This window comes from Enterobacter pseudoroggenkampii, assembly GCF_026420145.1.
In the GTDB taxonomy this organism is placed as follows: Bacteria; Pseudomonadota; Gammaproteobacteria; order Enterobacterales; family Enterobacteriaceae; genus Enterobacter; species Enterobacter pseudoroggenkampii.
Genome location: NZ_JAPMLV010000001.1, coordinates 299962 through 324866, shown reverse-complemented (window position 1 = coordinate 324866; position 24905 = coordinate 299962). Strand labels below are relative to the sequence as shown.

Sequence of the window (24905 nt, the reverse complement as noted above, 5' to 3'; positions counted from 1 at the left end):
CGTTAGTGAATTAGCGGCTGCCAGAGGGTCATCAGCCCCTGCGTCAGCCCTCCGCGCCAGCAAAGCGCATCGTGTCCGCCGTCAACCTGACGCCAGATAACCGGTTGGTGCGTGTGCAGCTCGGCGTAAATCGCCTGATTCGCGCGGAAGATGAGCGGCTCGTTGCGCCCGGCTTCAAGAATGATGCGTAGCCCGCGAGGGGATATTTCACCGGCTTTAAGTTGTTCGATTAACAGCCCGTCCTGCTGCCCACCGCGGTGCGGCCACCAGAAGGATCCGGACTGGCTGAGCACGCAGCCAAAACGCTGCGGCCAGTTGTGGCCAGCATAAAGAGACGCGAGACCGCCAAAGCTCTGGCCTGCCACTACCGTACGGTCGGCACGGTCGCTAAACGGCGCACGTTTTTTGACAAGGGGGAGAAGTTCTTCCTGCACCGCCAGCCAGAAATCGGGATTGCACGGCAGCTCGCGGTTGCGATGCTCCATATCGATAACATCAATTAAGACGTAGACCGCAGGCGGTAATTTGCGCTCGGCGGTGAGAGACGCCAGCGCAGGCCAGACGGGCATACTTTCGGCCCAGAACTGCCCGTCGAGCAGCACCGCCAGCGGACGTTCCGGGTCGTCGCCCCCGGTAGTGAAAATCCAGACGCGACGGCGATTTTTCAGGCGCGCGCTTTCCCACTCAATGCAGACTGGCGGCTGATACGGCGTATCGGGATGATTCCAGCCCGGCTGAACGGGCGCGTCCGGCATCTCCAGCGCGGAGACGGCATGGCCGCGCCCGCCGCGCCAGCTTTGCGGATTCAGCGGATCAGACACCGCGTGCGGCAGCAGTTTGCGCCAGCCTTCGCGCAGCGCCATGCGGTCCGGCTGCTCGCCTTCGAATACCGCGTCGGCAAAATCATTTTCATTCACGGAGGGGATAAAACAGTAGCTTCCGCGCCACTCGGGGCTGAACTCGCCCTGCCACTGCCAGACGTCGGTATCGGGCATGCGTTCGAGAGACTGCGGGCGGGCATTTTGGTGGTGATCGGTCACGCCGGTGACGTAGAGCCAGACGCGTTTGATCGGTGACGTTCTTTGCGTTCCTGCCGGGTCACGCCACCAGAACGTGACGCGATAGTTTGCCTTTTCCGGCTTCCATTCAGGCCCGTTTTTCGACTGCCACCACGCTTCACTTCCCGTTGTTAACGCCGTCACCCTTATAACCTCATGTTTAACAGTCTTTTTTGTTTCAGAGCAAATTTTATTGATAATATTATTGATAACTATTTGCATTTGCAATAGCGTAGTGCCCGCGCTGTGGGAAGCGCTCATAAAACAACCACAAAAGCAGGACGTACAATGAATAAGAAGATTCACTCTTTGGCCTTGCTGGTCAATTTAGGGATTTACGGCGTCGCGCTGCCCGCTCTGGCAGACGACAACACCGCCTCTGCGCAGCACGAAGACACGATGGTGATCACCGCCGCCGAGCAGAATCTGCAGGCGCCGGGGGTATCGACCATCACCGCCGATGAGATCCGTAAAAACCCGCCCGCGCGGGACGTGGCTGAAATCATCCGCACCATGCCGGGCGTTAACCTGACCGGTAACTCCACCAGCGGCCAGCGCGGGAACAACCGTCAGATTGATATCCGCGGCATGGGGCCAGAAAACACCCTGATCCTGATCGACGGCAAGCCGGTGACCAGCCGTAACTCTATCCGTCTGGGCTGGCGCGGCGAGCGCGACACCCGCGGCGATACCGGCTGGGTGCCACCAGAGATGATCGAGCGCATCGAAGTGATCCGCGGTCCGGCCGCCGCACGCTACGGCAACGGCGCGGCTGGCGGCGTGGTAAACATCATCACTAAAAAATTCGACGACCAGTGGCACGGCTCCTGGAACACCTACCTGAATGCGCCTGAGCACAAGGATGAAGGGTCTACCAAGCGCACCAACTTTAGCCTGAGCGGCCCGCTGGGCGGCGACTTCAGCTTCCGCATGTACGGCAATCTGGACAAAACCCAGGCCGACGCGTGGGACATCAACCAGGGTCACCAGTCTGACCGAACCGGTGCCTACGCCGACACGCTGCCCGCGGGCCGCGAGGGTGTAGAAAACAAAGACATTAACGGCGTGGTGCGCTGGGACTTTGCGCCGATGCAGTCTCTGGAATTTGAGGCGGGCTACAGCCGTCAGAATAACCTCTACGCAGGCGACACGCAGAACACCAACAACGACAACAGCTCCAGCGGTCTGGTGAAAAAGAACTACGGCAAAGAGACCAACCGCATCTATCGCCAGAACTTCGCGGTGACCTGGAACGGCGGCTGGGATAACGGCATTACCACCAGCAACTGGGCGCAGTACGAGCACACCCGCAACTCCCGTCTGGGAGAGGGGCTGGCGGGCGGTCTGGAAGGTCTGTTCAACAGTAATAAATTCACCGACACCGATCTGGCCGACGTGATGCTGCACAGTGAAATCAACCTGCCGATTGATTTCATCGTCAACCAAAACTTGACGCTCGGCACCGAGTGGAACCAGCAGCGCATGAAGGACTCGACCTCCTTCACCCAAACCCAGCAGGGCGGCACCATTCCGGGCATGAGCAACGACCGCAGCCCGTACACGTCGGCAGAGATCTTCTCGCTGTTCGCCGAAAACAACATGGAGCTGACCGACAGCACCATGCTGACCCCTGCCCTGCGCTTCGACCATCACACCATCGTCGGCAACAACTGGAGCCCGTCACTTAACCTGTCGCAGGGTCTGGGGGATAACTTCACGCTGAAGATGGGGATCGCGCGCGCCTACAAGGCACCGAGCCTGTACCAGACCAACCCGAACTACCTGCTCTACAGTAAAGGCCAGGGCTGCTACGCCAGCTCCGACGGCGTGGGCTGCTATATGATGGGTAACGACGACCTGAAGGCCGAAACCAGCATCAACAAAGAGATTGGTCTGGAGTGGAAGCGCGACGGCTGGCTGGCGGGCGTCACCTGGTTCCGCAACGACTACCGCGACAAGATTGAAGCGGGCTACGCGCCGATTGGTCACACCTCTTCCGGTAAAGTGCAGACCGACATCTACCAGTGGGAAAACGTACCTAAAGCAGTCGTCGAAGGGCTGGAAGGCTCCCTGAACGTGCCGGTCAGCGACACGATTAACTGGACCAACAACATCACCTACATGCTGCAGAGCAAGAACAAGGAGACCGGCGACCGTCTGTCGATCATTCCGGAGTACACGCTGAACTCAACCCTGAGCTGGCAGGTGCATCAGGACGTGTCGCTCCAGTCGACCTTTACCTGGTACGGCAAGCAGCAGCCGAAGAAGTACAACTACAAAGGTCAGCCGGTGACCGGGTCTGAAAAAGACGAAGTCAGTCCGTACAGCATCGTTGGCCTGAGCGCGACGTGGGACATGACCAAAAACGTCAGCCTGACCGGCGGCGTGGACAACGTCTTTGACAAACGCCAGTGGCGCGCGGGTAATGCCCAGACAACCGGAAACACCACCACCGGTGCGTATATGTACGGTGCGGGTGCGTATACGTATAATGAACCGGGTCGTACCTGGTACATGAGCGTGAATACGCGTTTCTAGGTAAAAGCAAAACGGCAACCCCGTTGCCGTTTTTAGTGTTTGCTCCCTCTCCTCGTGGGAGAGGGTCGGGGTGAGGGCGAGGTGAAAGCAAAACGGCAACCCTGTTGCCGTTTTTAGTGTTTGCTCCCTCTCCCCGTGGGAGAGGGCCGGGGTGAGGGCATCAGGCCGCACAATTCTGAAGGAAAAAACCATGCACACCACCCACAGCACGCTCATTCTCGCCGGCCACACCGTCCACCACGTTACCTTCGACCCAACCACCTTCACCGACACAGATCTCCTTTGGCTCCCCCACCACGCCGAGCTTTCAAATGCCGGGCGCAAACGCAAAGCCGAGCATCTGGCAGGCCGCATCGCCGCAGCCCATGCCTTACCTGACCACACCGTGCCCGGCATCGGCCCCAGCGGTGAACCTCTCTGGGCTGACGGCGTATCAGGGAGCATCACCCACTGCGGCACGCAGGCGATGGCGCTTGCCGTCCGTCATCCAGATGCGCTGGTGGGTATTGATTGCGAAGCCATTCTTCCTGACCGTGAAGCCCGCGAAATCCAGGACGGCATCATTGATGCACAGGAAGCGATGTGCCTGAAGCGTTCGGGCTACCCCTTTGCGCTGGCGTTGACGTTGGCATTTAGCGCCAAGGAAAGTTTGTTTAAAGCCCTGTTCCCTACGGCAAGGCGCTACATGGGATTCGATTGTGCACGGGTCACGGCGTTGAATCAGAAAACTATCGCGTTGACGCTCAGCCATCCGGCGGGCCGTTATCAGCAGGGAAAATGCTTTAGCCTCGCCTGGCAATGTGTTAATGGAGAGGTATATACCTTGATTGTCGTTCAGGAATAATGCTGCCCTGTTTATTGCTCCAGCAATTAAAGACTAAAAATAACGAAACTCTCACTTCCTACCATTTATAATAGCCACCAAAATCTTCCTGAAGCATTTAAAAGTATTCGGGCGAGTTTTTTCATAACAGAATTCAGTCATAAAACCTCGAGCCAGATCAAAAACACGAGGATAAAAAATCAATAAATACAAAATAAATTATTTCAATTTTATAATTTCAGGAACATTATGCCTTCGCTGTTTTACATTATCTCGATGTGACTAAGGAAACATAACGTACTCAACTAACGCCACTAACAGAACAACATGAGCCCAGCCAGAAATGAAACATTGCCTGATACCGAGAATAAAACCTATCAGCAAGCAGATAATTATTACTATCCTCGCATTTTTTGGCTGTCTCTTTTTCGTTCATGCTAACGAAAATCCCTATGAGGATGACATGGATCCTTATCATTGGATGGAAACTCACCCCCAACAGACCGCACGCTGGTTAAATCAACGCTCAAACCAGACGGTTAACATGCTCCACGCCCTTCCCTGGCGAAACGTGCTGGCGAAAAGGTTGAGCGAGTTAGTGAATACGGCCCCCACTATTTCAGACATTTATGATGCGGGATACAATCGTTTTTATCTCCGCTCATCGGTCGAACATCCCTACCTGCGGCTGTTTGTAAAACAAGCGGGAAAGCCTGAACGTGTGCTCATCGATCCGCCTGTGGGTTATGGGATTAACTTTTTCATTCCTTCACATGATGGTCGTTTCGTTGCCGTTGGGCGCTCACGAAATGGAACGGAAAGCACGGATATCACGGTGATCAGAGTGGCTGATAACGTGGTATTAGACACTCGCATCCCCGCCGTTCGCTACCCCAATGTTGTCTGGGCCGCAGATAATCAGTCCTTTTATTACAGTCTGAACACTATAACTCAGGATTCAGGACGGCAGACCTGCGGTAAGGTCTATCTCCACCATATAGAAAGCAACAACGATATTATGACGTTTGACTGGCGCACCATTCCAGAACTCGCACAGCAATCCTGCGAAAACGTTAATCTTTACGCCTCCCCTGATTCTGACTACCTGATTGTTAACGTGTCAAAATCCATTAGCGGTTATGGCAGCTCTCTTTTTTCCGCTAAAAAAGACGCAGATGGCAACGGCACGCTCAACTGGACCAGGATTGTTGATCCCGATAAAAATGTTTCTGCCTTTGTTTATTTCGGGGAGTGGATTTATCTGGCGAGCTATAACGCCTCCTCAGGCTATGATATTTCACGCATCAATCTGGCGGCTCCTGCCTCCGCCAAAGAACCCGTGATGAGCTGGTCGAACGGAGAGTTAACACAATTAAGCCTGAGTAGGGATTCACTTTATGTTGCTTATCATAACGCCGGAAGCAGTAAATTCATGCGTATTCCGTTTGCTGATATCCGTCACCACCAGGCAATTCCGGTCCCTGCAGATGAAGACGTGAGTGCGATATTTGCCAGCAGCAATAGTCAGGACATTCTCTTCACCCGTCAGGGCTGGCTTAATCCCCCCGTCATTTATCATTATCAACCTGCGGATAACATTATCCAGAAAACAGAGTTAATACCGCCGTTAAGCCAGCCCCTGACAGACTATGTGACGGAAGAAAAATGGGTCACTACAGCAGACAATATTCGCGTCCCACTGACCCTCATATACCGTAAAGGCATTGCGCGCGATGGTTCGGTCCCTACCTGGTTGACGGCTTATGGCGCGTACGGCGTGAGTACGTTTCCTTCATTCGATCTGACCCGTCTGCTCTGGCTGGAACAAGGCGGTATTCTCGCTATCGCGCATGTACGCGGAGGCGGTGAAATGGGCCCTGAATGGCACGAAGCAGGAAGAGCAGATAAGAAAGAAAATTCCATTACCGATTTTATCCGTTGCGCGGAATATCTTATCGACAGTCGCTACACCTCACCGTCAAAACTGGCAATCGGGGGTGAAAGCGCGGGGGGAATTATCGTGGGTATGGCGATGACCCGTCGCCCGGAACTGTTTGCCGCTGCGGCCATAGACGCAGGGATGCTCAATACCAGCCGACTGGATAACATTCCGATAGGCGTGATGAACTATGACGAACTGGGATCGCCGCTGACGCCGTCTGGCAGGCTAAACTTACTGAAAATAGATGCTTACCGGCATCTGGTACCTGAAAAACGTTATCCTCCCGTCCTGTTAACCGTAGGCCTGCATGACCAGCGCGTTTCCCCGTGGCAAACAGCAAAATTCGCCGCCCGTTTAGAGGAAATAGGCTCGCCGCGCAGCGTGCTGGTTCTGGCTTACCGTCAGGGAGGACACAGTGCCGCAACCTATGCCGAGGCCGATTCAAAATTAGTCGACACGGTAAGCTTCTTTATCTGGAAAACCGGTCTTCACGTTCAGGATAGATGATAGCGGCACCCGTTACGGGTGCCCTGTCATTCATACACGAAATGGTTCAAACATCCGGGAACATCACGCTATTCCCCGGCGCTTCCCTGTGCAGATGGATAAAGTTCAGGTGCCGTTCATACTGATCCAGAATGTCCGTAATTACCTGCTCCTTGCTGTAGTCCATCAAATCGTTCCCCTGGCTCCCTTCCAGCAGGAAGGTCTCAAGCCGGTAGTAGGTCGACTTCCCGCTGCGCGCCCGGTAGGTAAAACCGGGGACCGAGTACTGCTGCGGCCAGATCTGGTAGACAAAATTCTGCTCGTCGCCCATGTGCACCAGCAGGTCCAGGTGCCCCAGGGTCTCGCCCTCCTCCGGCGGCAGGTTTTTCAGCTCCACGTAGGCGCCACGCAGCTTAAGTTCCTGCGTCACCTCTTCCATCGCCGGGAAGCAGACCGTCTCCATCATCTGTTTGGTGTAGCGCGTGCCCGGGTAGTTCATCAGGCGCGAGAGGCGTTTCTTCCAGCTCAGCCGGTCCTGCGCGCCCATCGGACGCGGTGCGGTGTCGCGGCTGGCGCTGACGCGGCGGTAATCTTCCACCTTGAGGGACTTATACAGCCCGGCCATGACAAAGAAGATGACGAAGCTGAACGGCAGCCCCATGATCACCGTGGTGTTCTGCAGCGCCGAGATGCCGTTGGTCATCAGCATGCCGAGCGTCAGCAGGCCGATGGCGACGGACCAGAAGATGCGCAGCCAGTTCGGGGCATCGCTGTTGATGTCCTTCAGCTTCGAGGTGAAGTTACCCAGCACCAGCGCGCCGGAATCCGCCGAGGTGACGTAAAACAGCAGGCCGGTAATAGTCGCCACGGAGGCGCTAAAGGTGAACGCCGGATACTGCGCTAGCAGGCTATAGAAGCCTCGCTCCGGGTGCGCCATCGCTTCCTGCGCGAAAGTAGCATTGCCGTGGATAATCTCGTGCAGCGCGCTGTTGCCGAACACCGACAGCCACAGCAGCGTAAAGGTGAACGGGATGATCAGCGTGCCCATCACAAACTGGCGGATGGTGCGACCACGCGAAATACGCGCCAGGAACAGGCCAACGAACGGCGACCACGCGACCCACCACGCCCAGAAGAACAGCGTCCAGTTGTTCATCCACTCTACAGGGCGGTCGAAGGCGAAGCTGTTCAGCGTCATGCCCATAAAGCGGTTCACATAGTCGCCCACGTTCAGCACTAAGGCATTGAGCAGGAACGAGGTATCGCCCATAAACAGCACGAACAGGATCAGGCCCAGCGCCAGCGCCACGTTCAGTTCAGAGAGCACGCGGATGCCCTTATCGACGCCCGACGTCACCGAGATGGTGGCGATAATGACGGAGAGCGCAATCAGCGCCGCTTTCGCCGCCATCGAATCCGGAATATCAAACAGCACGCTCAGCCCGTAGTTAAGCTGCACCACGCCAATCCCGAGCGTCGTCGCGATACCGAAGATGGTGCCGATCACCGCCGCAATGTCGACGCTGTGGCCAATCGGGCCGTTTATCTTTTTACCGAAAATCGGGTACAGCGCGGAGCGGATGGTGAGGGGCAAATTATAACGATAGCTAAAGTATCCCAGCGCCATGCCCATCAGGGCGTACATTGACCAGCCGGTCAGGCCATAGTGGAACAGCGTCCAGACCATCGCCTGACGCGCGGCCTCCAACGTCTGCCCTGCCCCTTCCGGCGGCTGCATATACTGCGTGACCGGTTCGGCCACGGAGAAGAACATCAGGTCGATGCCGATGCCCGCGGCAAACAGCATTGCGGCCCAGCTCAGCAGGCTGAACTCGGGCTTTGACTGCTCTGGCCCGAGCTTCACCGAACCGAAGCGCGAGCAGGCAATGCAGACCACGAAGACGATATAGAGCGTCGCCGCCAGCAGGTAGTACCAGCCGAAGGTCTTCGACACCCAGTTCAGGGTGCGCCCAATCCACTCGGCAGAAAAATCGCGAAAGAAGATCGTTGTCAGGGAAAACAACAAAATCAGCCCGGCAGACGTATAAAAAACGACCGGGTTGATTTTGTCTTTTTCTCTGTCCTGTGAAAGGTCTGTCATCCAGTATCCCCACTTTTCTTGTAACTATTAAAATCCAAATCCGCAACAATTAAGACACATTTTATATTGAACGTCCAATCAAAAACCGCTTTAATGGTTAACCAACGCTGATGAATGGAGTGGCAAAAATGCCCAAAGTGGGGATGCAGCCGATCCGGCGCAGGCAGCTTATCGACGCCACGCTGGAAGCAATAAATGAAGTGGGAATGCATGATGCGACGATCGCGCAGATCGCCCGTCGGGCGGGCGTTTCCACGGGGATCATCAGTCACTATTTCAAAGACAAAAACGGTCTGCTGGAAGCAACCATGCGCGACATCACCGGCCAGCTGCGCGACGCGGTATTAAGCCGCTTACGCGCCCTGCCGGACGCCAGCGCGGAGCAGCGCCTGCAGGCGATTGTCGGCGGCAATTTTGATGAAACCCAGACCAGCGGCGCGGCAATGAAGGCCTGGCTGGCCTTCTGGGCGAGCAGCATGCACCAGCCGATGCTCTACCGCCTGCAGCAGGTAAGCAGCCGCCGCCTGCTGTCGAACCTGGTGTACGAGTTCCGCCGCGAACTGCCGCGCGAACAGGCCGAAGAGGCGGGCTACGGGCTGGCGGCGCTGATCGACGGGCTGTGGCTGCGCGCCGCGCTAAGCGGCAAGCCGTTGGATAAGACCCTGGCCCAGTCACTGACCAGCCACTTTATCAGCCAGCATTTACCGACCGAATAACCGAGGAGAATTTATGTCCCGAATGGCAGAACAGCAGCTTTATATCAATGGTGGTTATACATCGGCCACCAGCGGTCGCACCTTCGAGACCATCAACCCGGCCAACGGTGAAGTCCTGGCGAGCGTACAGGCCGCCGGGCGCGAAGACGTCGATCGCGCCGTAGAAAGCGCAACGCGCGGGCAAAAAGTCTGGGCGGCGATGACCGCCATGGAGCGCTCGCGCATCCTGCGTCGCGCCGTCGATATCCTGCGCGAACGCAACGACGACCTGGCAAAGCTGGAAACCCTCGACACCGGTAAAGCGTATTCCGAAACCTCAACCGTGGATATCGTCACCGGCGCGGACGTGCTGGAGTACTACGCGGGACTGATCCCGGCGCTGGAAGGCAGTCAGATCCCATTGCGCGAGACCTCATTCGTCTACACCCGCCGCGAGCCGCTGGGCGTGGTGGCGGGTATCGGGGCGTGGAACTACCCGATCCAGATCGCCCTGTGGAAATCGGCCCCGGCGCTGGCGGCGGGGAACGCGATGATCTTCAAGCCAAGCGAAGTGACGCCGCTTACCGCTCTGAAGCTTGCCGAGATCTACACCGAAGCGGGCCTGCCGGACGGCGTGTTTAACGTCCTGCCGGGCGTGGGCGCGGAGACCGGCCAGTACCTGACCGAGCATCCGGGCATCGCCAAAGTCTCCTTTACCGGCGGCGTCGCCAGCGGCAAAAAGGTGATGGCCAACTCGGCGGCCTCGTCCCTGAAAGAGGTGACGATGGAGCTGGGCGGTAAATCCCCGCTGATTATTTTCGACGACGCCGATCTGGATCTCGCGGCGGACATCGCCATGATGGCCAACTTCTTCAGCTCCGGCCAGGTGTGCACCAACGGCACCCGCGTGTTTGTTCCGGCCAAGTTCAAAGCCGCGTTTGAGCAGAAAATCGTCGAGCGTGTGGGCCGCATCCGCGCGGGCGATCTGTTCGATGAAGCTACCAACTTTGGTCCGATGGTCAGCTTCCCGCACCGCGACAGCGTGATGCGCTACATCGCCAAAGGCAAAGAGGAAGGCGCGCGCGTGCTGTGCGGTGGCGACGCGCTGAAGGGCGAAGATTTCGATAACGGCGCGTGGGTGGCCCCGACCGTGTTCACCGACTGCACCGACGAGATGACCATCGTGCGAGAAGAGATCTTCGGCCCGGTGATGTCCATCCTCACCTATGAGTCCATTGAGGAAGCGATTCGCCGCGCCAACGACACCGACTACGGGCTGGCGGCAGGCATCGTCACGGCCGACCTGAACCGCGCCCACGGCGCCATTCATCAGCTCGAAGCGGGCATCTGCTGGATCAACACCTGGGGTGAATCCGCCGCAGAGATGCCGGTCGGCGGCTACAAGCACTCCGGCATTGGCCGCGAGAACGGCGTGATGACGCTGCAGAGCTACACCCAGGTGAAGTCCATCCAGGTTGAGATGGGTAAATTCCAGTCCATATTTTAACCGGGAGGTTTATTTGCAATTTGACTACATCATTATCGGGGCCGGCTCTGCCGGCAACGTGCTGGCTACACGACTGACTGAAGATCCGAACACCACCGTCCTGCTGCTTGAGGCAGGCGGACCGGATTACCGCTTTGACTTCCGCACCCAGATGCCCGCCGCGCTGGCGTTCCCGCTGCAGGGTAAGCGCTACAACTGGGCATACGAAACCGAACCAGAGCCGCACATGAACAACCGCCGCATGGAGTGCGGACGCGGCAAAGGGCTGGGCGGCTCGTCGCTGATCAATGGCATGTGCTACATCCGCGGTAACGCGATGGACCTCGACCACTGGGCAAAAGAGCCGGGTCTGGAGCACTGGAGCTACCTCAACTGCCTGCCCTACTACCGCAAGGCGGAGACGCGCGACGTGGGGCCGAATGACTACCACGGCGGCGACGGTCCGGTGAGCGTCACCACTTCGAAACCGGGTGTGAACCCGCTGTTTGAGGCAATGGTGGAGGCGGGCGTGCAGGCGGGCTATCCGCGTACCGACGATCTTAACGGCTATCAGCAGGAAGGCTTCGGCCCGATGGACCGCACGGTCACGCCGCAGGGCCGACGCGCCAGCACCGCGCGCGGCTATCTGGATCAGGCGAAACCGCGCCCAAACCTGACCATCCGCACCCACGCCATGACCGATCGCATCCTCTTTGAGGGCAAGCGCGCGGTGGGCGTCGAGTGGCTGGAGGGTGAAAGCACCATCCCATCCAAAGCGACGGCAAAAAAAGAAGTGCTGCTGAGCGCCGGGGCGATTGCCTCCCCGCAGATCCTCCAGCGCTCCGGCGTGGGCAACGCTGACCTGCTGAAACAGTTCGATATCCCGCTGGTACACGATCTGCCCGGCGTGGGCGAAAACCTGCAGGATCACCTGGAGATGTACCTCCAGTACGAATGCAAAGAGCCGGTCTCCCTCTACCCTGCCCTGCAGTGGTGGAACCAGCCGAAGATTGGCGCCGAGTGGCTGTTTGGCGGCACCGGCGTGGGCGCGAGCAACCACTTCGAAGCGGGCGGGTTTATCCGCAGCCGTGAAGAGTTTGAATGGCCGAACATTCAGTACCACTTCCTGCCGGTGGCGATTAACTACAACGGCTCGAACGCGGTGAAAGAACATGGCTTCCAGTGCCACGTCGGCTCCATGCGCTCCCCGAGCCGTGGACACGTGCGCATCCAGTCGCGCGATCCGCACCAGCATCCGGCGATCCTGTTCAACTATATGTCCCACGAGCAGGACTGGCAGGAGTTCCGCGACGCGATCCGCATCACCCGCGAGATCATGCACCAGCCCGCGCTGGACAAGTACCGCGGCCGTGAAATCAGTCCGGGTATTGACTGCCAGACCGACGAGCAGTTGGACGAGTTCGTGCGCAACCACGCCGAAACCGCCTTCCACCCGTGCGGCACCTGCAAGATGGGTTACGACGAGATGGCGGTGGTCGACGGCGAAGGCCGCGTTCACGGGCTGGAAGGGCTGCGCGTGGTGGATGCGTCGATTATGCCGCAGATCATCACCGGCAACCTGAACGCCACCACCATTATGATCGGCGAAAAGATTGCCGACGTCATTCGCGGACGCGAGCCGCTGGCGAAGAGCACGGCCGCGTATTATGTGGCGAACGGGGCACCTGTTCGTCGCTGAGGATATTTCCCCTCACCCTGGCCCTCTCCCCATAGGGGAGAGGGGATCCCCCCCTTCAATAATTTATTTTTATTTTCCTGCATCCAGTTTCCACCCGCCCCTCGTATATCAGTCAGTGAGCAACCCCTTTGCTCCCCAATCCGAGGAAAGATGATGAAAAAGCTAACCCGTGTTGCATTCGTAACCAGCGCTTTACTCTTCTGTGCAGGCGCATCAGCCGCCATGACGTCAGGCTCCGTGATGGTAGGCGGAGCGGAAATGTTCCCGAGCAAAAATATTGTTGAAAACGCCATAAACTCGAAAGATCACACCACGCTGGTGGCCGCCGTCAAAGCGGCTGGACTGGTGGATACGCTTCAGAGCAAAGGGCCATTCACCGTGTTTGCGCCGACCAATGCGGCGTTTGCGAAATTGCCTGCCGGCACGGTCGAAAACCTGGTCAAACCCGAAAACAAAGCCACGCTCACCAGCATCCTGACCTATCACGTGGTCGCCGGTAATTACGATATGAAAGCGCTGGAGCAGAAAATTAAACAGGGCGGCGGCCACGCGGAGCTGAAAACCGTTAACGGTCAGCCGCTGTGGATCATGAGCAACGGCCCGCACAATATTCAGCTTAAGGATGGTAAAGGCAATGTGGCGAACATTAGCACCTATGACGTTCATCAAAAAAACGGCGTGATCGATGTGATTGATACCGTCCTGATGCCTAAGTAGTTGTCTATACTTCGGAAGTGTGACGTTGCCTTCCGGGAAAAACATGGATAACGCGCTGGCTGAACAGCAACTGAAATTAATGCAGGCGGTCGCAAACGGCGATCGCCGTGCATTTGAACAACTTTATCGACTCACGTCGCCACACCTGTTTGCCGTCGCGCTGCGCATGCTGCGTGACCGCGCGTGGGCAGAAGAGATCCTTCACGACTGTTTTATCACCGTCTGGAGTAAAGCCGAAACTTACAACGCTGCACTGAGCTCCCCGATGACCTGGCTTACGCACATTGTGCGCAACCGCTGTATTGACTGGCTGCGCAGCGGGCAAACCCGCGCTGCCGACCGCGAGACGGCGTATAACGAAGCGATTCTGCCTTGCGAGAACGATGAGCAGAATAACTGGCACGACGATGTGCAGGCAGAACGGCTCAGGCAGTGTCTCGAACATTTGAGCAGCGAACAGCGCCAGAGCATTACGCTCGCCTACTATCAGGGAATGTCTCACAGCGACATTGCCGACTGGCTCCAACAGCCTCTGGGCTCGGTGAAAAGCTGGATACGCCGGGCAATGGACCATCTTCGGGAGTGTGTCGGGCTATGAATGATGCAGAAAAACGCGACGACATGCTGGCAGCAGAGTATGCCCTCGGCACGCTGCGGGGAGGAGCGCGGCTTCAGTTCCAGAAAAGGGTCCTCCATGAACCCGCTCTGGCCGCCCGCGTGGCGTACTGGCAGGAAATGTTCAGCACGCTGGATAGTCATCTTGTGCCCGTCTCTCCACCCGAGACGGTGTGGAAGAGAATCGCCCTCGATCTGCCGCCCAAAAAGCCTTTACGCAAAAGTCGGCCTTATGTCGGCTGGATGGCTGCGGCCTCCCTCACCGCCCTGTCGGTCGTTGCCTGGTATGCCATCCGCACCCCGGAACTCGCTCCGCTGATGGTACTCAACGATACCCAACAGCACGGACAGTGGGTCGTCAGCGCGGACGCCAGCCGTCAGCACCTGAGCATTGCCCCTCTTCGACCAACGGCCGTCGCGGCGCAACACAGCCTGCAGCTTTGGCTGATCCCAGGCGGGCAGGCGCCGGTATCCATGGGGCTGCTGCATAACGACATCCCCACACGTGTCACTCTCAGGAACACAACGCTCCCTCCTGACGCCACGATAGCCATAAGCCTTGAACCAGAGGGCGGCTCGCCCACTGGACTCCCCACAGGCCCGGTGCTTTACAGTGGCAAATTATAATCCTCAGGCCCTGTTCGCAGGGCCGCTATCGTGACCCGATTTCATTCTATATACTATTCTCGGTTACCTATAAGAATTAAATATTAAGTCTGCAATTAATTTAATTATTAAAAAACGACATTGACAGACTCTTCCGCACTCCATTAAGTTTTAAACGAACATCATTTTATTCCCGATACACAATATATCAAAAAACCGCGTTAATGAATTTGTCATTATTCATTAACGCTTCTCTGCCTTTTATTTTTTGCATCACTCAATAGCGAGATAAGATCATGAATAATAGTGCAAACAAGGTTGTTGTCATTACCGGTGCCAGTAGCGGTATTGGTCAGGCGATTGCCCTCCATTTAGCGAATAACGCGTTTTCGCTGGTGCTGGTGGCGCGCCGTCTGGACAGAATTAATGCCCTGGTGGATCAGATTATTCAGCAAGGCGGCAAGGCTATTGCCGTTAAGGCCGATGTCACCCGTCAGGAAGAGGTTCAGCGCGCCATTGACGCTGCCGTTGCCGCCTACCAGCGCGTGGATGTGCTGATCAACAACGCGGGCTTTATGGCTATCGCCCCCCTTAGCGAGCTGAAAACCGACGAATGGGACAAGATGATTGATACCAATCTGAAAGGGGTGCTGTACGGCATCGCTGCCGCTTTCCCGGTGTTCCAGCGTCAGGGCAGCGGGCATTTTATTAACGTTGCCTCCGTCGCGGGCATCAAGGTGCTGGCGCCTGGCGGCGTGGTGTACAGCGCCACGAAATTCGCCGTCCGCGCGCTGAGTGAAGGCTTACGTCAGGAAGCGGGTAAAACCCTCCGCACGACGCTTATTTCACCCGGCGCCGTTGAAAGCGAACTGCAATTCGGTAGCTCTGACGAAGAGAGCAAAAAATTTCTCCATGAGTTTTATAAGCAGGCTATTCCGGCTGACGCGATTGCCCGCGCGGTTTTATTTGCCATAGAACAGCCTGGCGACGTTGATATTAATGAAATTGTTGTTCGTCCAACGCAGGAAGAATTTTAGCCTGGGTTAAATAATACTGAATGAGGTATCAGTATGATTAAATCATTAACGTCCTTATCAGATCTCAATATGCGAACGGGTGCCGATATTCTCCTTGAAGTGCTGGAGAGTGAAGGCGTGGAATATATTTTTGGCAACCCCGGTACCACCGAGCTTCCACTCATTGATGCCCTGCTTCGCCATGAAAATATTCACTATATTCTGGCGCTTCAGGAAAGCACCGTAGTGGCGATTGCTGACGGCTATGCGAAAGCCTCCGGCAAAACGGGCTTTATCAATTTGCATACCGCCAGCGGTCTGGGGCACGGCATGGGGAATCTGATTAATTCGCGGATCATGAAAACCCCGCTGGTGGTCACCGTTGGACAGCAGGATACGCGGCACTACGTCCGCGACCCGCTGCTGTATGATGATATTGTTTCCATTGGCTCCCCGGTCATGAAATGGGCGCAGGAGGTCACCAGCGCCGACCAGCTCCCGGTGCTGGTGCGCCGCGCGTTTCACGCTGCCAGCTATCCTCCGGCTGGTCCGGTGCTGCTCTCTCTGCCAATGAACGTGATGGAAGAGCTCAGCGACGCCGGGATACAAACGGCCTCTAAAGTGAACTACCACACCGTGGCGGGCTCGCTGGACGAACTGGCCGAAGAACTGAGCCAGGTTACGCCCGGCAGGATCATGATTGTGGCGGGCGATGAGGTGCACTCCAGCGGCTCGACGCAGGAGATTGTCCAGCTGGCGGAAGCGCTCAGCGCCCATGTCTACGGCTCCTCCTGGCCGCTGAATTTGCCTTTTCCCACTCAGCACGCGCTCTGGCGGGGCAATATGCCCACCACCGCCAGCGAAATCGCCAGCATCATCAACGCCTACGATGCCGTATTCATCATCGGCGGCAGAAGCCTGATCACCATTTTGTACAGCGAGGGCGAGGCCATTCCGGCGACCTGCGCGGTGTATCAGCTCTCGGCGGATATGCACGAGCTTGGCCGCACTTATGCCACTCGCCTTTCGGTGATGGGGGATATCAAACTGTCCCTGCACGAACTTTTGCCAAAGCTTAAGCAGCGCCTGATCGCCAGCACGCTGGCCCACCAGCGGCTGCTGGTTGCAGCCCGTGACGAACGGGAGAAGGAGTGGCAGCAGCAGGAGGAACGTCTGGCCGCCGAGCGGCTACGCCCGGCGATCTCACCGATGGTCGCTGCCTGGGAAGTCATCCGGTCCATTCCGGCGGGTACCACCATCGTGGATGAGGCGATAGCGACCGCCCGGCATGTCCGCCGGTTCATCTCTGACCAGCAGCACCAGCGCTACTACTTTATGCGCGGCGGCGGACTGGGCTGGGGGATGCCTGCCTCAGTAGGGCACTCGCTGGGACGCGGACGGGAGCCGGTGGTCTGCCTGATAGGTGACGGAGCCTCCCTGTACTCGCCGCAGGCGCTCTGGACGGCGGCACACGAAAATCTGCCGGTCACCTTTATCGTCATGAATAACAGGGAGTACAACATCCTGAAAAACTTTATGAAGAGCCAGGCCGACTACAGCTCAACGCGGCTGGGGCGTTTTATCGGGATGGACCTGGTGAACCCGCATATCGATTTTCAGTCGCTGGCCACCGCCATGGGCGTCCACTGCTGCCGGGTAACCGAGGCTGCAGATATCGCCGAAGCGGTAGCGCGCGGGCTACAGTCAGGAAAAACCAACCTGATAGAAATCGCGATTTCCGCGGATTAGCCGCGCGTTTACGCTGTACCCTACATAAAACACTTATAACCGAAACGCCTCAAGGCGCCTTATCTGACGCCCGTCGTCGTCAAAATTCTCCGCCGCCAGCCAGGCGCGCAGCTCCCCGTCTCTTTGCGGCCATTCGCCGTCAATAATAGAAAGCATATCGCTATCACGATTGCGTCCTTTGCGCACCAGCTTCTGGCGCAGGCGCCCTTCCCAGACAAACCCCAGCCGCTCCGCCGCCCTGCGTGAGGCAACGTTCATCGAATCGCACTTCCACTCGAGGCGTCGGTAGCCGTGCTCAAACGCATTTTTCAGCAGCAGCCACACCGTTTCAGTGCCGATGCGGGAACCTTTCATTTTACGTGACCAGGTGACGTGTCCTATCTCCACCGACCCCAGCAGCCGCTCGTTGGCCATATAGCTCACCAGCCCCACCGCCCGTTCGGTGCGTAAGTCAATGACGGCAAATGGCACCAGCTCATCATCCATGACCTTCGCCATGATCCAGTGCGCGGTGGCTTCCACGCTCGTGGGCTGCGTGCTGGCAAGCCACGTCCAGTCGCTGTCGTCGCCCAGCGCATAGGCCTCATAGAGATCGGCCGCGTGGCGATCGGCGTCCAGCGGCTCCAGGCGGCAATACTGGCCGAACAGCGGCGTGCGGGTTAACGCGCGCGCGCCTTTCCAGTCGGGAACGATATCGTTAACGGTTTGACCATGTTGATTGATTTCGGGCACGGCGGTGACTCCCTGAAAGGTAAGGCATTTGTTATAGCAGGTTAAAAAGCGCGCGAAAAGCAGCGTATTTTAATAGCCCGAGCGCATGCGATATTCCCGGAAGGCATAAGCAAAGCTGAATTTCGACTTTGCGGAATGTCATAGTCGCCCTAACGTAGCGGAGCATAAAACAATCACAATATATTCTTCTCAGGGATCGCTATGACGAAAAAACTGTTGCCGTTACTGGTGCTGGCTGCGCTCTCAGGCGCTACCCACGCCGCTACTCCGCCCAACACGCTGTGGTTGCCCAGGGGCTTGATGACATCGTGAGCCTCGACCCGGCTGAAGCCAACGAGCTCTCCAGCATCCAGACCGTGCCGAGCCTGTACCAGCGTCTGGTCCAGCCGGACCGCGATAATCCGGAAAAAATCACGCCGATTCTGGCAGAAAGCTGGGAAGCGGACGCGGCAGCAAAAACCCTGACCATCAAGCTTAAACCCGATGCGAAATTCGCCTCCGGCAACCCGCTGCGCCCGGAAGACGTGATTTTCTCCTACACCCGCGCCGTGACGCTGAACAAATCCCCGGCCTTTATCCTGAACGTGCTGGGCTGGGACGCGAGCAACATCGCCAGCCAGCTGAAAAAGGTGGACGATCATACCCTCCAGCTGCACTGGACGGCGGACGTCAGCCCGTCTGTGGCGCTCAATATTCTCTCCACGCCGATTGCCTCTATCGTCGATGAAAAGCAGGTCGCCGCGAACGTGAAGGATAATGACTTCGGTAACGCGTGGCTGAAAATGCACTCGGCGGGCAGCGGCGCGTTCAAAATGCGCGTCTATCAGCCGCATCAGGCCATCGTGCTGGAAGCTAACGACTCCGCGCCCGGCGGCGCGCCGAAGCTCAAAAGCATCATCATTAAAAACGTCCCCGATCCGGCATCACGCCGCCTGCTGATCCAGCAGGGTGATGCGGACGTGGCGCGCGATCTGGGGGCCGATCAGATAAGCGCGCTGGACGGCAAGCCGGGCGTGAAGGTGCTGAGCATTCCATCCGCCGAGCAGAATTACCTGGTGTTTAACACCGGCAACAGCGCTAACCCGCTGCTGAACAACCCGGCCTTCTGGGAAGCCTCGCGCTGGCTGGTCGATTATGACGGCATCACTAAAAATCTGCTGAAAGGCCAGTATTTTGTTCACCAGAGCTTTCTGCCGGTCGGTCTGCCGGGCGCGCTGGAAGACAATCCGTTTAAATTTGACCCGGCAAAAGCGAAAGCCATTCTCGCCAAAGCGGGCATTAAGGACGCGCACTTCACGCTGGACGTAGAGAACAAGCCGCCGTTTATCACCATCGCCCAGTCGATGCAGGCGAGCTTTGCTCAGGGTGGCGTGAAGGTGGATCTGCTGCCTGCCGCCGGGAGCCAGGTCTATGCCCGCGTGCGCGCTAAGCAGCATCAGGCGGCGATTCGTCTGTGGATCCCGGACTACTTCGATGCGCACTCTAACGCCAGCGCCTTCGCGTGGAACGACGGGAAGTCCAGCACCGTGGCCGGTCTGAACGGCTGGAAAATCCCGGAGCTGAACAAGGCCACGCTGGCGGCGGTAGCTGAGCCGGATCCGGCGAAGCGTCTGGATCTGTACAAGAAGATGCAGGAACAGCTGCAGCAGAGCTCGCCATACGTATTTGTCGATCAGGGTAAAACCCAGATCGTGGTGCGCGATAACGTGAAGGGGTATCAGCAGGGGCTGAACGCGGATATGGTCTGGTACGATCGCGTTACGAAGTAGCCCTTGTCTTTCTCCCTCTCCCGTGGGAGAGGGGGTCGTCCGTGCATATTTTCAGAATAATGGTTTTCCCATGCCACATCTTTCCACCCGCGTGCTCCAGGGTCTGCTGACCCTGCTGCTCACGCTTTTCGGGCTGCTGCTCGTCACGTTTGCGCTGTCGGCATTTTCACCGGTCGATCGCGTGCTGCAGATCGTCGGCGATCACGCCAGCCAGTCGACGTACGATCAGGTTCGCCACCAGCTCGGGCTGGATCGGCCCCTGCCCGTGCAGTTCTCGCACTACCTGCAAAACCTCGCCCATGGTGATTTAGGCACCGCCAGCGCCACCGGACAGCCGGTGCTGCAGGATCTGCTGCACGCCTTCCCCGCCACGCTGGAGCTGGCGACCCTTGCCTTGATCATCGGCGCCGTGCTCGGCGTGATTGCGGGTGTGCTGTGCGCCCGCTACGCCGGTTCGCCGCTCGATCTCGCCATCAGAACCCTTACCCTGCTCGGCAACTCGGTACCGATTTTCTGGCTCGGCCTGCTGATGCTGGCCCTGTTCTACGCGAAGCTGCAGTGGAGCGCGGGTCCCGGCAGGCTGGATGATATCTGGCAGTTCACCGTCGAACAGCGTACCGGCTTTGCGCTGATAGATACCTGGCTTTCCGGCGACCGCGAGGCGTTTCGCAACGCCCTCAGCCACCTGGTGCTGCCGGTGCTGCTGCTGGCCTATTACTCGCTGGCAAGCATTACCCGCCTGACGCGCTCCGCCTGCCTGAGCGAAATGAACAAAGAGTACATCCTGCTCGCCCGCGCCAAGGGAGCCGGGGAGATGACCATCCTGCTGCGCCACGTGCTGCCAAACATTCGTGGCACCCTGCTGACGGTGATCGCCCTCGCCTACACCAGCATGCTGGAAGGCGCGGTACTGACCGAAACCGTCTTCTCCTGGCCGGGGATCGGGCGCTACCTCACCACCGCCCTGTTCGCCGGAGACACCACCGCCATCATGGGCGGCACGCTGCTGATTGGCGTCTGCTTTGTGCTGATCAATAACCTTACCGACCTGCTTGTGCGGGCGACCGATCCCAGGGTGCGCTGATGCCGTTTTATCTTTTCTTACGCCGCCTGCGCCGCTCCCCTGCCGCGTTTTGCGGGCTGGTGGCCATCGCGCTGCTGGTGTTTATCGCCCTGTTCGCCCCCTGGCTCGCGCCGCTTGACCCGAACTGGCAGGACGCCGCCGCGCGCTTACAGGCACCGAACGGCCAGCACTGGCTGGGTACCGACAGCTACGGGCGCGACCTGCTCTCGCGCCTGATTTACGGCACCCGTCCGGCGCTCGGGCTGGTGGCGCTGGTTACCGTTATCACCCTGCCTGCCGGGCTGCTGGTGGGGATTTTGTCCGGCTACTACGGCGGCTGGATGGAGCGCATCCTGATGCGCTTCACCGACGTGGTGATGTCGATGCCGCGCCTGATCCTCGCCTTCGCGTTTGTGGCGATGCTCGGCCCGGGGCTGGTCAACGGCGCGCTGGCGCTGGCCTTAACCACCTGGCCTGCCTATGCGCGTCAGGCACGGAGTGAAATTCAGCGTCTGCGCCACAGCGATTATCTGGCCGCCGCAGAGATGATGGACATTCGCGGCATGCGCCTGCTGGTCGGCCATATTCTGCCCCTGTGCCTGCCGTCCGCGATTGTGCGCCTGGCGCTGGATCTGGCAGGGATTATTCTGGCGGCCGCTGGTCTCGGCTTCCTCGGCCTTGGCGCACGGCCGCCCATGGCCGAATGGGGGGCGATGATTGCCGACGGCATGCAGGTCATTTTCGACCAGTGGTGGATTGCCGCCATTCCGGGCGGAGCCATCCTGTTTGCCAGCCTGGCCTTTAACCTGCTGGGCGACGGCCTGCGCGACGTACTGGAGCCACAGCATGACTGAACACCGCGTCATCGTCGATACGCTGAATATCGACTACCCCGCCGCGCGCGTGGTCAACAACCTGAGCTTCACGCTTGGCAACGAGCGGCTGGCGCTGGTGGGGGAATCCGGCTCCGGCAAGTCGATGTCCGCCCGCGCCCTGATGGGGCTGGTGCGTAAGCCCGGCATCGTAAGCGCTAACCGGCTTAACGTGCTCGGCAACGACCTGCTGAACCTGAGCTCCCGCCGCTGGCAGGCGCTGCGCGGCAACGGGATTGCGATGGTCATGCAGGACCCGCGCTACGCCCTCAACCCCGTGAAAACCGTCGCCGCCCAGCTTGATGAGGCGCTCACGCTGCATCAGCGGCTGCCGCGTTCAGAACGCCAGGCACGCATTCACGACATCATCCGCGCCGTCGGACTCAACGAACATGTCCTCCAGCGCTACCCCGGTGAGCTTTCCGGGGGCATGGGCCAGCGGGTGATGATTGCGATTGCGCTCGTCAACAACCCGCAGGTGCTGATTGCCGACGAACCTACCTCCGCGCTGGACGCCCGCCTGCGTAGCCAGATCCTCGAACTGCTGGTGCAGCAGTGCGAAGAACGCCGGATGGCGATGCTGTTAATCAGCCACGATCTGCCGCTGGTGGCGGAGCACTGCGACCGCGTGCTGGTGATGTATCAGGGCGAAAAGGTGGATGAGATGGCGGCAAGCCAACTCCCGCAGGCAACGCATCCGTACACGCGCACCCTGTGGACCTGTCGTCCAGACGTCCATACTTATGGACAGATGCTGCCAACGCTCGACCGTTCGCAGCCGTGGAAGGAGGCCGATAATGGCGCTCGTTGAAGTAAAGGATCTCCAGGTGAGCTTCGGGGAGAAAACGGCGGTGTCCGCCGCCAGCTTTGTCATCGAGAAAGGTGAAACCTTCAGCCTGATTGGTGAATCCGGCTGCGGCAAATCGACGATTCTGCGCGTGCTGGCTGGGCTGCAGCGCGAGTGGCGCGGCAGTATTGCGCTGCTGGGAAAAGCGTTAACGCCAGGGCGACGTTTTGAAGGCGAGCTTCGCCGCAACGTGCAGATGGTGTTTCAGGATCCGTGGGCGTCGCTGCACCCGAACCACACCATTGCGCGCACGCTGTCGGAGCCGTTAAGCATCCATGGCGAGACACAAATCGCGGAAAAGGTGGCCAATGCGCTGCACGAGGTGGGGCTTTCTGCCGACGCGGGTAAACGTTATCCGCACCAGCTTTCCGGCGGCCAGCGCCAGCGCGTTGCCATTGCCCGCGCGCTGCTGCTGCGCCCGCAGCTTCTGCTGCTGGACGAGCCGACCTCGGCGCTGGATATGTCCGTGCAGGCGGAGATCCTGAACCTGCTCAACCGCCTGAAGGCCGAGCACGAGATGACCTATCTGCTGGTGAGTCACGATGCGGACGTGATTGCCCATATGTCCGACCGGGCGGCGTTTATGTCGCACGGGGAGATCCAGAAGGTGTTTGACCGTGAGGCGATGTTACGGGGCGAGCACAGGATGGGTTAAGTTTTCCAGGCCGGGTAAGGCATCGCCGCCACCCGGCAAACAATCACTTCAGCAGCTTTACCGTGGCATCAATGTCGATCTCATCTTCGGTGAAGATCAGCGTCGTGTTCTGGAAGGTGGTGATTGCCAGCTTCTTCACCGTGCGCATTTCGCCCGGCTTTTTATCAGATTTCGGCTTGATGCTGTTCATCAGCAGCCCCACCGACAGCACCGCATTTTCTTTGTCGATTTTGGTATCCGCGGGCTCTTCTTCGTTGAACACCACGAAGGATTTGATCGAGGTGAGCTTCACGCGCTCGCCTGCGATATAGAGATGTTTGCTTTCGGGGATCACCTTCACCGCGTAGGCGGAAAGGCCTTTGTTGTTGTTGGTCGGCTCGAAGGTCACCGCGGCATCTTTCTTAATCAGATCGGGGTTCGCGACCTTAATCACATGAAAATAGCGGTTATCGCCGTTTTCATCTTTGATAAATCCAAAGCCTTTATCTTTAAACCACGTTGTGATTGTACCGTTCATCGCTGTTACCGCCTGTCAGATCGTAATGACTAAAGTTTTGCAGCGCGCAGTGTAATGCACAATGGCGGAGGAGACAAAAAAAAGCCCCTGCACGGGTGCAGGGGAAAACTCATGTCAGAGCTTATTAGAATTTAGTTGAACACCATCCCACCATCAATTAAGAGCGACTGGCCGGTCATGTAGTCGGAATCCGGCCCAGCCAGGTATGAGACGCAGGCGGCGACATCTTCCGGTTCAGACAGGCGGCCAAGCGTGATGCGTTTGGCAAAGGTTTCGGTCCCGTAGCCCAGCGGTTTACCCGCCGCCTCGGAGACCTGACGGTCGATCTCTGCCCACATCGGCGTTTTCACGATGCCCGGGCAGTAGGCGTTAACGGTGATCCCCAGCGGCGCGAGATCCCGTGCGGCGGTCTGGGTTAAGCCGCGCACCGCGAACTTGCTGGAACTGTAGACCGCCAGCTCCGGGTTGCCGGTGTGGCCCGCCTGGGAGCAGGCGTTGATGATCTTGCCGCCGTGCCCTTCTTTGCGGAACGCGTCAATCGCGGCCTGGATCCCCCAGATCACCCCTTTCACGTTAATGTTGTAGACCTTGTCGACAATATCCGGCGTGATGGATTCAATTGGGGTAGACGGCGCAATCCCGGCGTTATTGACGATCACGTTGAATCCGCCCAGTGCGGTGCGGGCTTTCTCCACCGCCGCAAATACCTGTTCGCGGTCAGAGACATCCACCTTCACGGCGACGGCGTTCCCGCCGTTACGGATGATTTCATCGGCGACGGCTCTTGCCGTCTCCACGTTATAGTCGGCGATGGCGACGGCAAAGCCATCTTTCACCAGGCGAAGCGCGATCGCTTTACCAATCCCCTGGCCTGAGCCTGTTACGAGAGCAACTTTTTGCATTTCTCTGTCCTTATGTT

Annotated in this window: 20 protein-coding genes and 1 pseudogene; 16 read left to right on the top strand and 5 right to left on the bottom strand. The window is 58.1% G+C overall.

Annotated features, from left to right (window positions below):
- Positions 1-2 precede the first annotated feature (2 nt).
- Positions 3-1202 carry an enterochelin esterase gene (gene fes / locus OTG14_RS01555; RefSeq protein ID WP_267214483.1) on the bottom strand — a complete coding sequence of 400 codons (1200 nt, stop codon included), beginning with the start codon at positions 1200-1202 and terminating at the stop codon, positions 3-5.
- Positions 1203-1346: 144 nt separating this feature from the next.
- On the opposite strand from fes, the gene OTG14_RS01550 reads away from it, so the two are divergent.
- The 3 genes from OTG14_RS01550 to OTG14_RS01540 all read left to right on the top strand — a co-directional run bounded on the left by OTG14_RS01550 (position 1347) and on the right by OTG14_RS01540 (position 6868).
- Positions 1347-3596: a TonB-dependent siderophore receptor gene (locus OTG14_RS01550; RefSeq protein WP_267214482.1), complete on the top strand. Its 2250-nt coding sequence runs from the start codon at positions 1347-1349 to the stop codon at positions 3594-3596.
- 190 nt (positions 3597-3786) lie between these two features.
- Positions 3787-4440 (top strand): enterobactin synthase subunit EntD, encoded by a 654-nt coding sequence (gene entD / locus OTG14_RS01545; RefSeq protein ID WP_267214481.1) that lies wholly within the window; start codon positions 3787-3789, stop codon positions 4438-4440.
- Positions 4441-4762: 322 nt separating this feature from the next.
- On the top strand, positions 4763-6868 hold the full coding sequence (locus OTG14_RS01540) for a prolyl oligopeptidase family serine peptidase (RefSeq protein WP_267214480.1): 2106 nt from the start codon (positions 4763-4765) through the stop codon (positions 6866-6868).
- Between the two features lie 46 nt (positions 6869-6914).
- Here OTG14_RS01540 and betT read toward each other — a convergent pair whose 3' ends face one another.
- Positions 6915-8948, bottom strand: a complete 2034-nt coding sequence (gene betT / locus OTG14_RS01535; protein ID WP_267214479.1) for a choline BCCT transporter BetT — start codon at positions 8946-8948, stop codon at positions 6915-6917.
- Between the two features lie 128 nt (positions 8949-9076).
- On the opposite strand from betT, the gene betI reads away from it, so the two are divergent.
- From betI to OTG14_RS01495, 8 genes are all read left to right on the top strand, one after another.
- Positions 9077-9664, top strand: a complete 588-nt coding sequence (betI, locus tag OTG14_RS01530; protein WP_024906969.1) for a transcriptional regulator BetI — start codon at positions 9077-9079, stop codon at positions 9662-9664.
- Between the two features lie 13 nt (positions 9665-9677).
- Entirely contained in the window at positions 9678-11150 is a 1473-nt protein-coding gene (gene betB / locus OTG14_RS01525) for a betaine-aldehyde dehydrogenase (protein ID WP_267214478.1), read from the top strand.
- Positions 11151-11163: 13 nt separating this feature from the next.
- Positions 11164-12828: a choline dehydrogenase gene (gene betA / locus OTG14_RS01520; RefSeq protein WP_267214477.1), complete on the top strand. Its 1665-nt coding sequence runs from the start codon at positions 11164-11166 to the stop codon at positions 12826-12828.
- Between the two features lie 153 nt (positions 12829-12981).
- The gene (locus OTG14_RS01515; RefSeq protein ID WP_024906966.1) at positions 12982-13545 is read left to right on the top strand and encodes a fasciclin domain-containing protein; all 564 of its coding nucleotides are present in this window, start codon (positions 12982-12984) and stop codon (positions 13543-13545) included.
- Between the two features lie 43 nt (positions 13546-13588).
- On the top strand, positions 13589-14143 hold the full coding sequence (locus OTG14_RS01510; protein WP_148768767.1) for an RNA polymerase sigma factor: 555 nt from the start codon (positions 13589-13591) through the stop codon (positions 14141-14143).
- The gene (locus OTG14_RS01505) at positions 14140-14787 is read left to right on the top strand and encodes an anti-sigma factor (RefSeq protein ID WP_267215183.1); all 648 of its coding nucleotides are present in this window, start codon (positions 14140-14142) and stop codon (positions 14785-14787) included. The genes OTG14_RS01510 and OTG14_RS01505 overlap by 4 nt, the downstream gene beginning before the upstream one ends.
- Positions 14788-15062: 275 nt before the next feature.
- On the top strand, positions 15063-15803 hold the full coding sequence (locus OTG14_RS01500) for an SDR family oxidoreductase (protein WP_024906963.1): 741 nt from the start codon (positions 15063-15065) through the stop codon (positions 15801-15803).
- Positions 15804-15836: 33 nt separating this feature from the next.
- Positions 15837-17531, top strand: a complete 1695-nt coding sequence (locus tag OTG14_RS01495; protein ID WP_248272912.1) for a thiamine pyrophosphate-binding protein — start codon at positions 15837-15839, stop codon at positions 17529-17531.
- A 33-nt stretch (positions 17532-17564) separates the two neighbouring features.
- Here OTG14_RS01495 and OTG14_RS01490 read toward each other — a convergent pair whose 3' ends face one another.
- On the bottom strand, positions 17565-18263 hold the full coding sequence (locus OTG14_RS01490) for a GNAT family N-acetyltransferase (RefSeq protein WP_248163546.1): 699 nt from the start codon (positions 18261-18263) through the stop codon (positions 17565-17567).
- 201 nt (positions 18264-18464) lie between these two features.
- Between OTG14_RS01490 and OTG14_RS01485 the strand changes: the two are divergent.
- From OTG14_RS01485 to OTG14_RS01465, 5 genes and pseudogenes are all read left to right on the top strand, one after another.
- Positions 18465-20032, top strand: a pseudogene (locus tag OTG14_RS01485) (ABC transporter substrate-binding protein).
- Positions 20033-20102: 70 nt separating this feature from the next.
- Positions 20103-21116, top strand: coding sequence for an ABC transporter permease (locus OTG14_RS01480; RefSeq protein ID WP_248272915.1), 1014 nt, complete (start codon positions 20103-20105; stop codon positions 21114-21116).
- Positions 21116-21949, top strand: coding sequence for an ABC transporter permease (locus OTG14_RS01475; RefSeq protein WP_267214476.1), 834 nt, complete (start codon positions 21116-21118; stop codon positions 21947-21949). The genes OTG14_RS01480 and OTG14_RS01475 overlap by 1 nt, the downstream gene beginning before the upstream one ends.
- Positions 21942-22778 carry an ABC transporter ATP-binding protein gene (locus OTG14_RS01470; protein WP_267214475.1) on the top strand — a complete coding sequence of 279 codons (837 nt, stop codon included), beginning with the start codon at positions 21942-21944 and terminating at the stop codon, positions 22776-22778. Before OTG14_RS01475 ends, OTG14_RS01470 begins: the two co-directional genes overlap by 8 nt.
- Complete coding sequence (locus OTG14_RS01465; protein ID WP_248272918.1) at positions 22765-23469, top strand: ABC transporter ATP-binding protein; 705 nt, start codon at positions 22765-22767, stop codon at positions 23467-23469. Before OTG14_RS01470 ends, OTG14_RS01465 begins: the two co-directional genes overlap by 14 nt.
- Before the next feature lie 43 nt (positions 23470-23512).
- Here the strand turns inward: OTG14_RS01465 and OTG14_RS01460 are convergent, their stop codons facing one another.
- Complete coding sequence (locus tag OTG14_RS01460) at positions 23513-23986, bottom strand: cold-shock protein (RefSeq protein ID WP_248272919.1); 474 nt, start codon at positions 23984-23986, stop codon at positions 23513-23515.
- Positions 23987-24117: 131 nt separating this feature from the next.
- The gene (locus OTG14_RS01455) at positions 24118-24888 is read right to left on the bottom strand and encodes a (S)-acetoin forming diacetyl reductase (protein ID WP_024906954.1); all 771 of its coding nucleotides are present in this window, start codon (positions 24886-24888) and stop codon (positions 24118-24120) included.
- Positions 24889-24905: the final 17 nt, after the last annotated feature.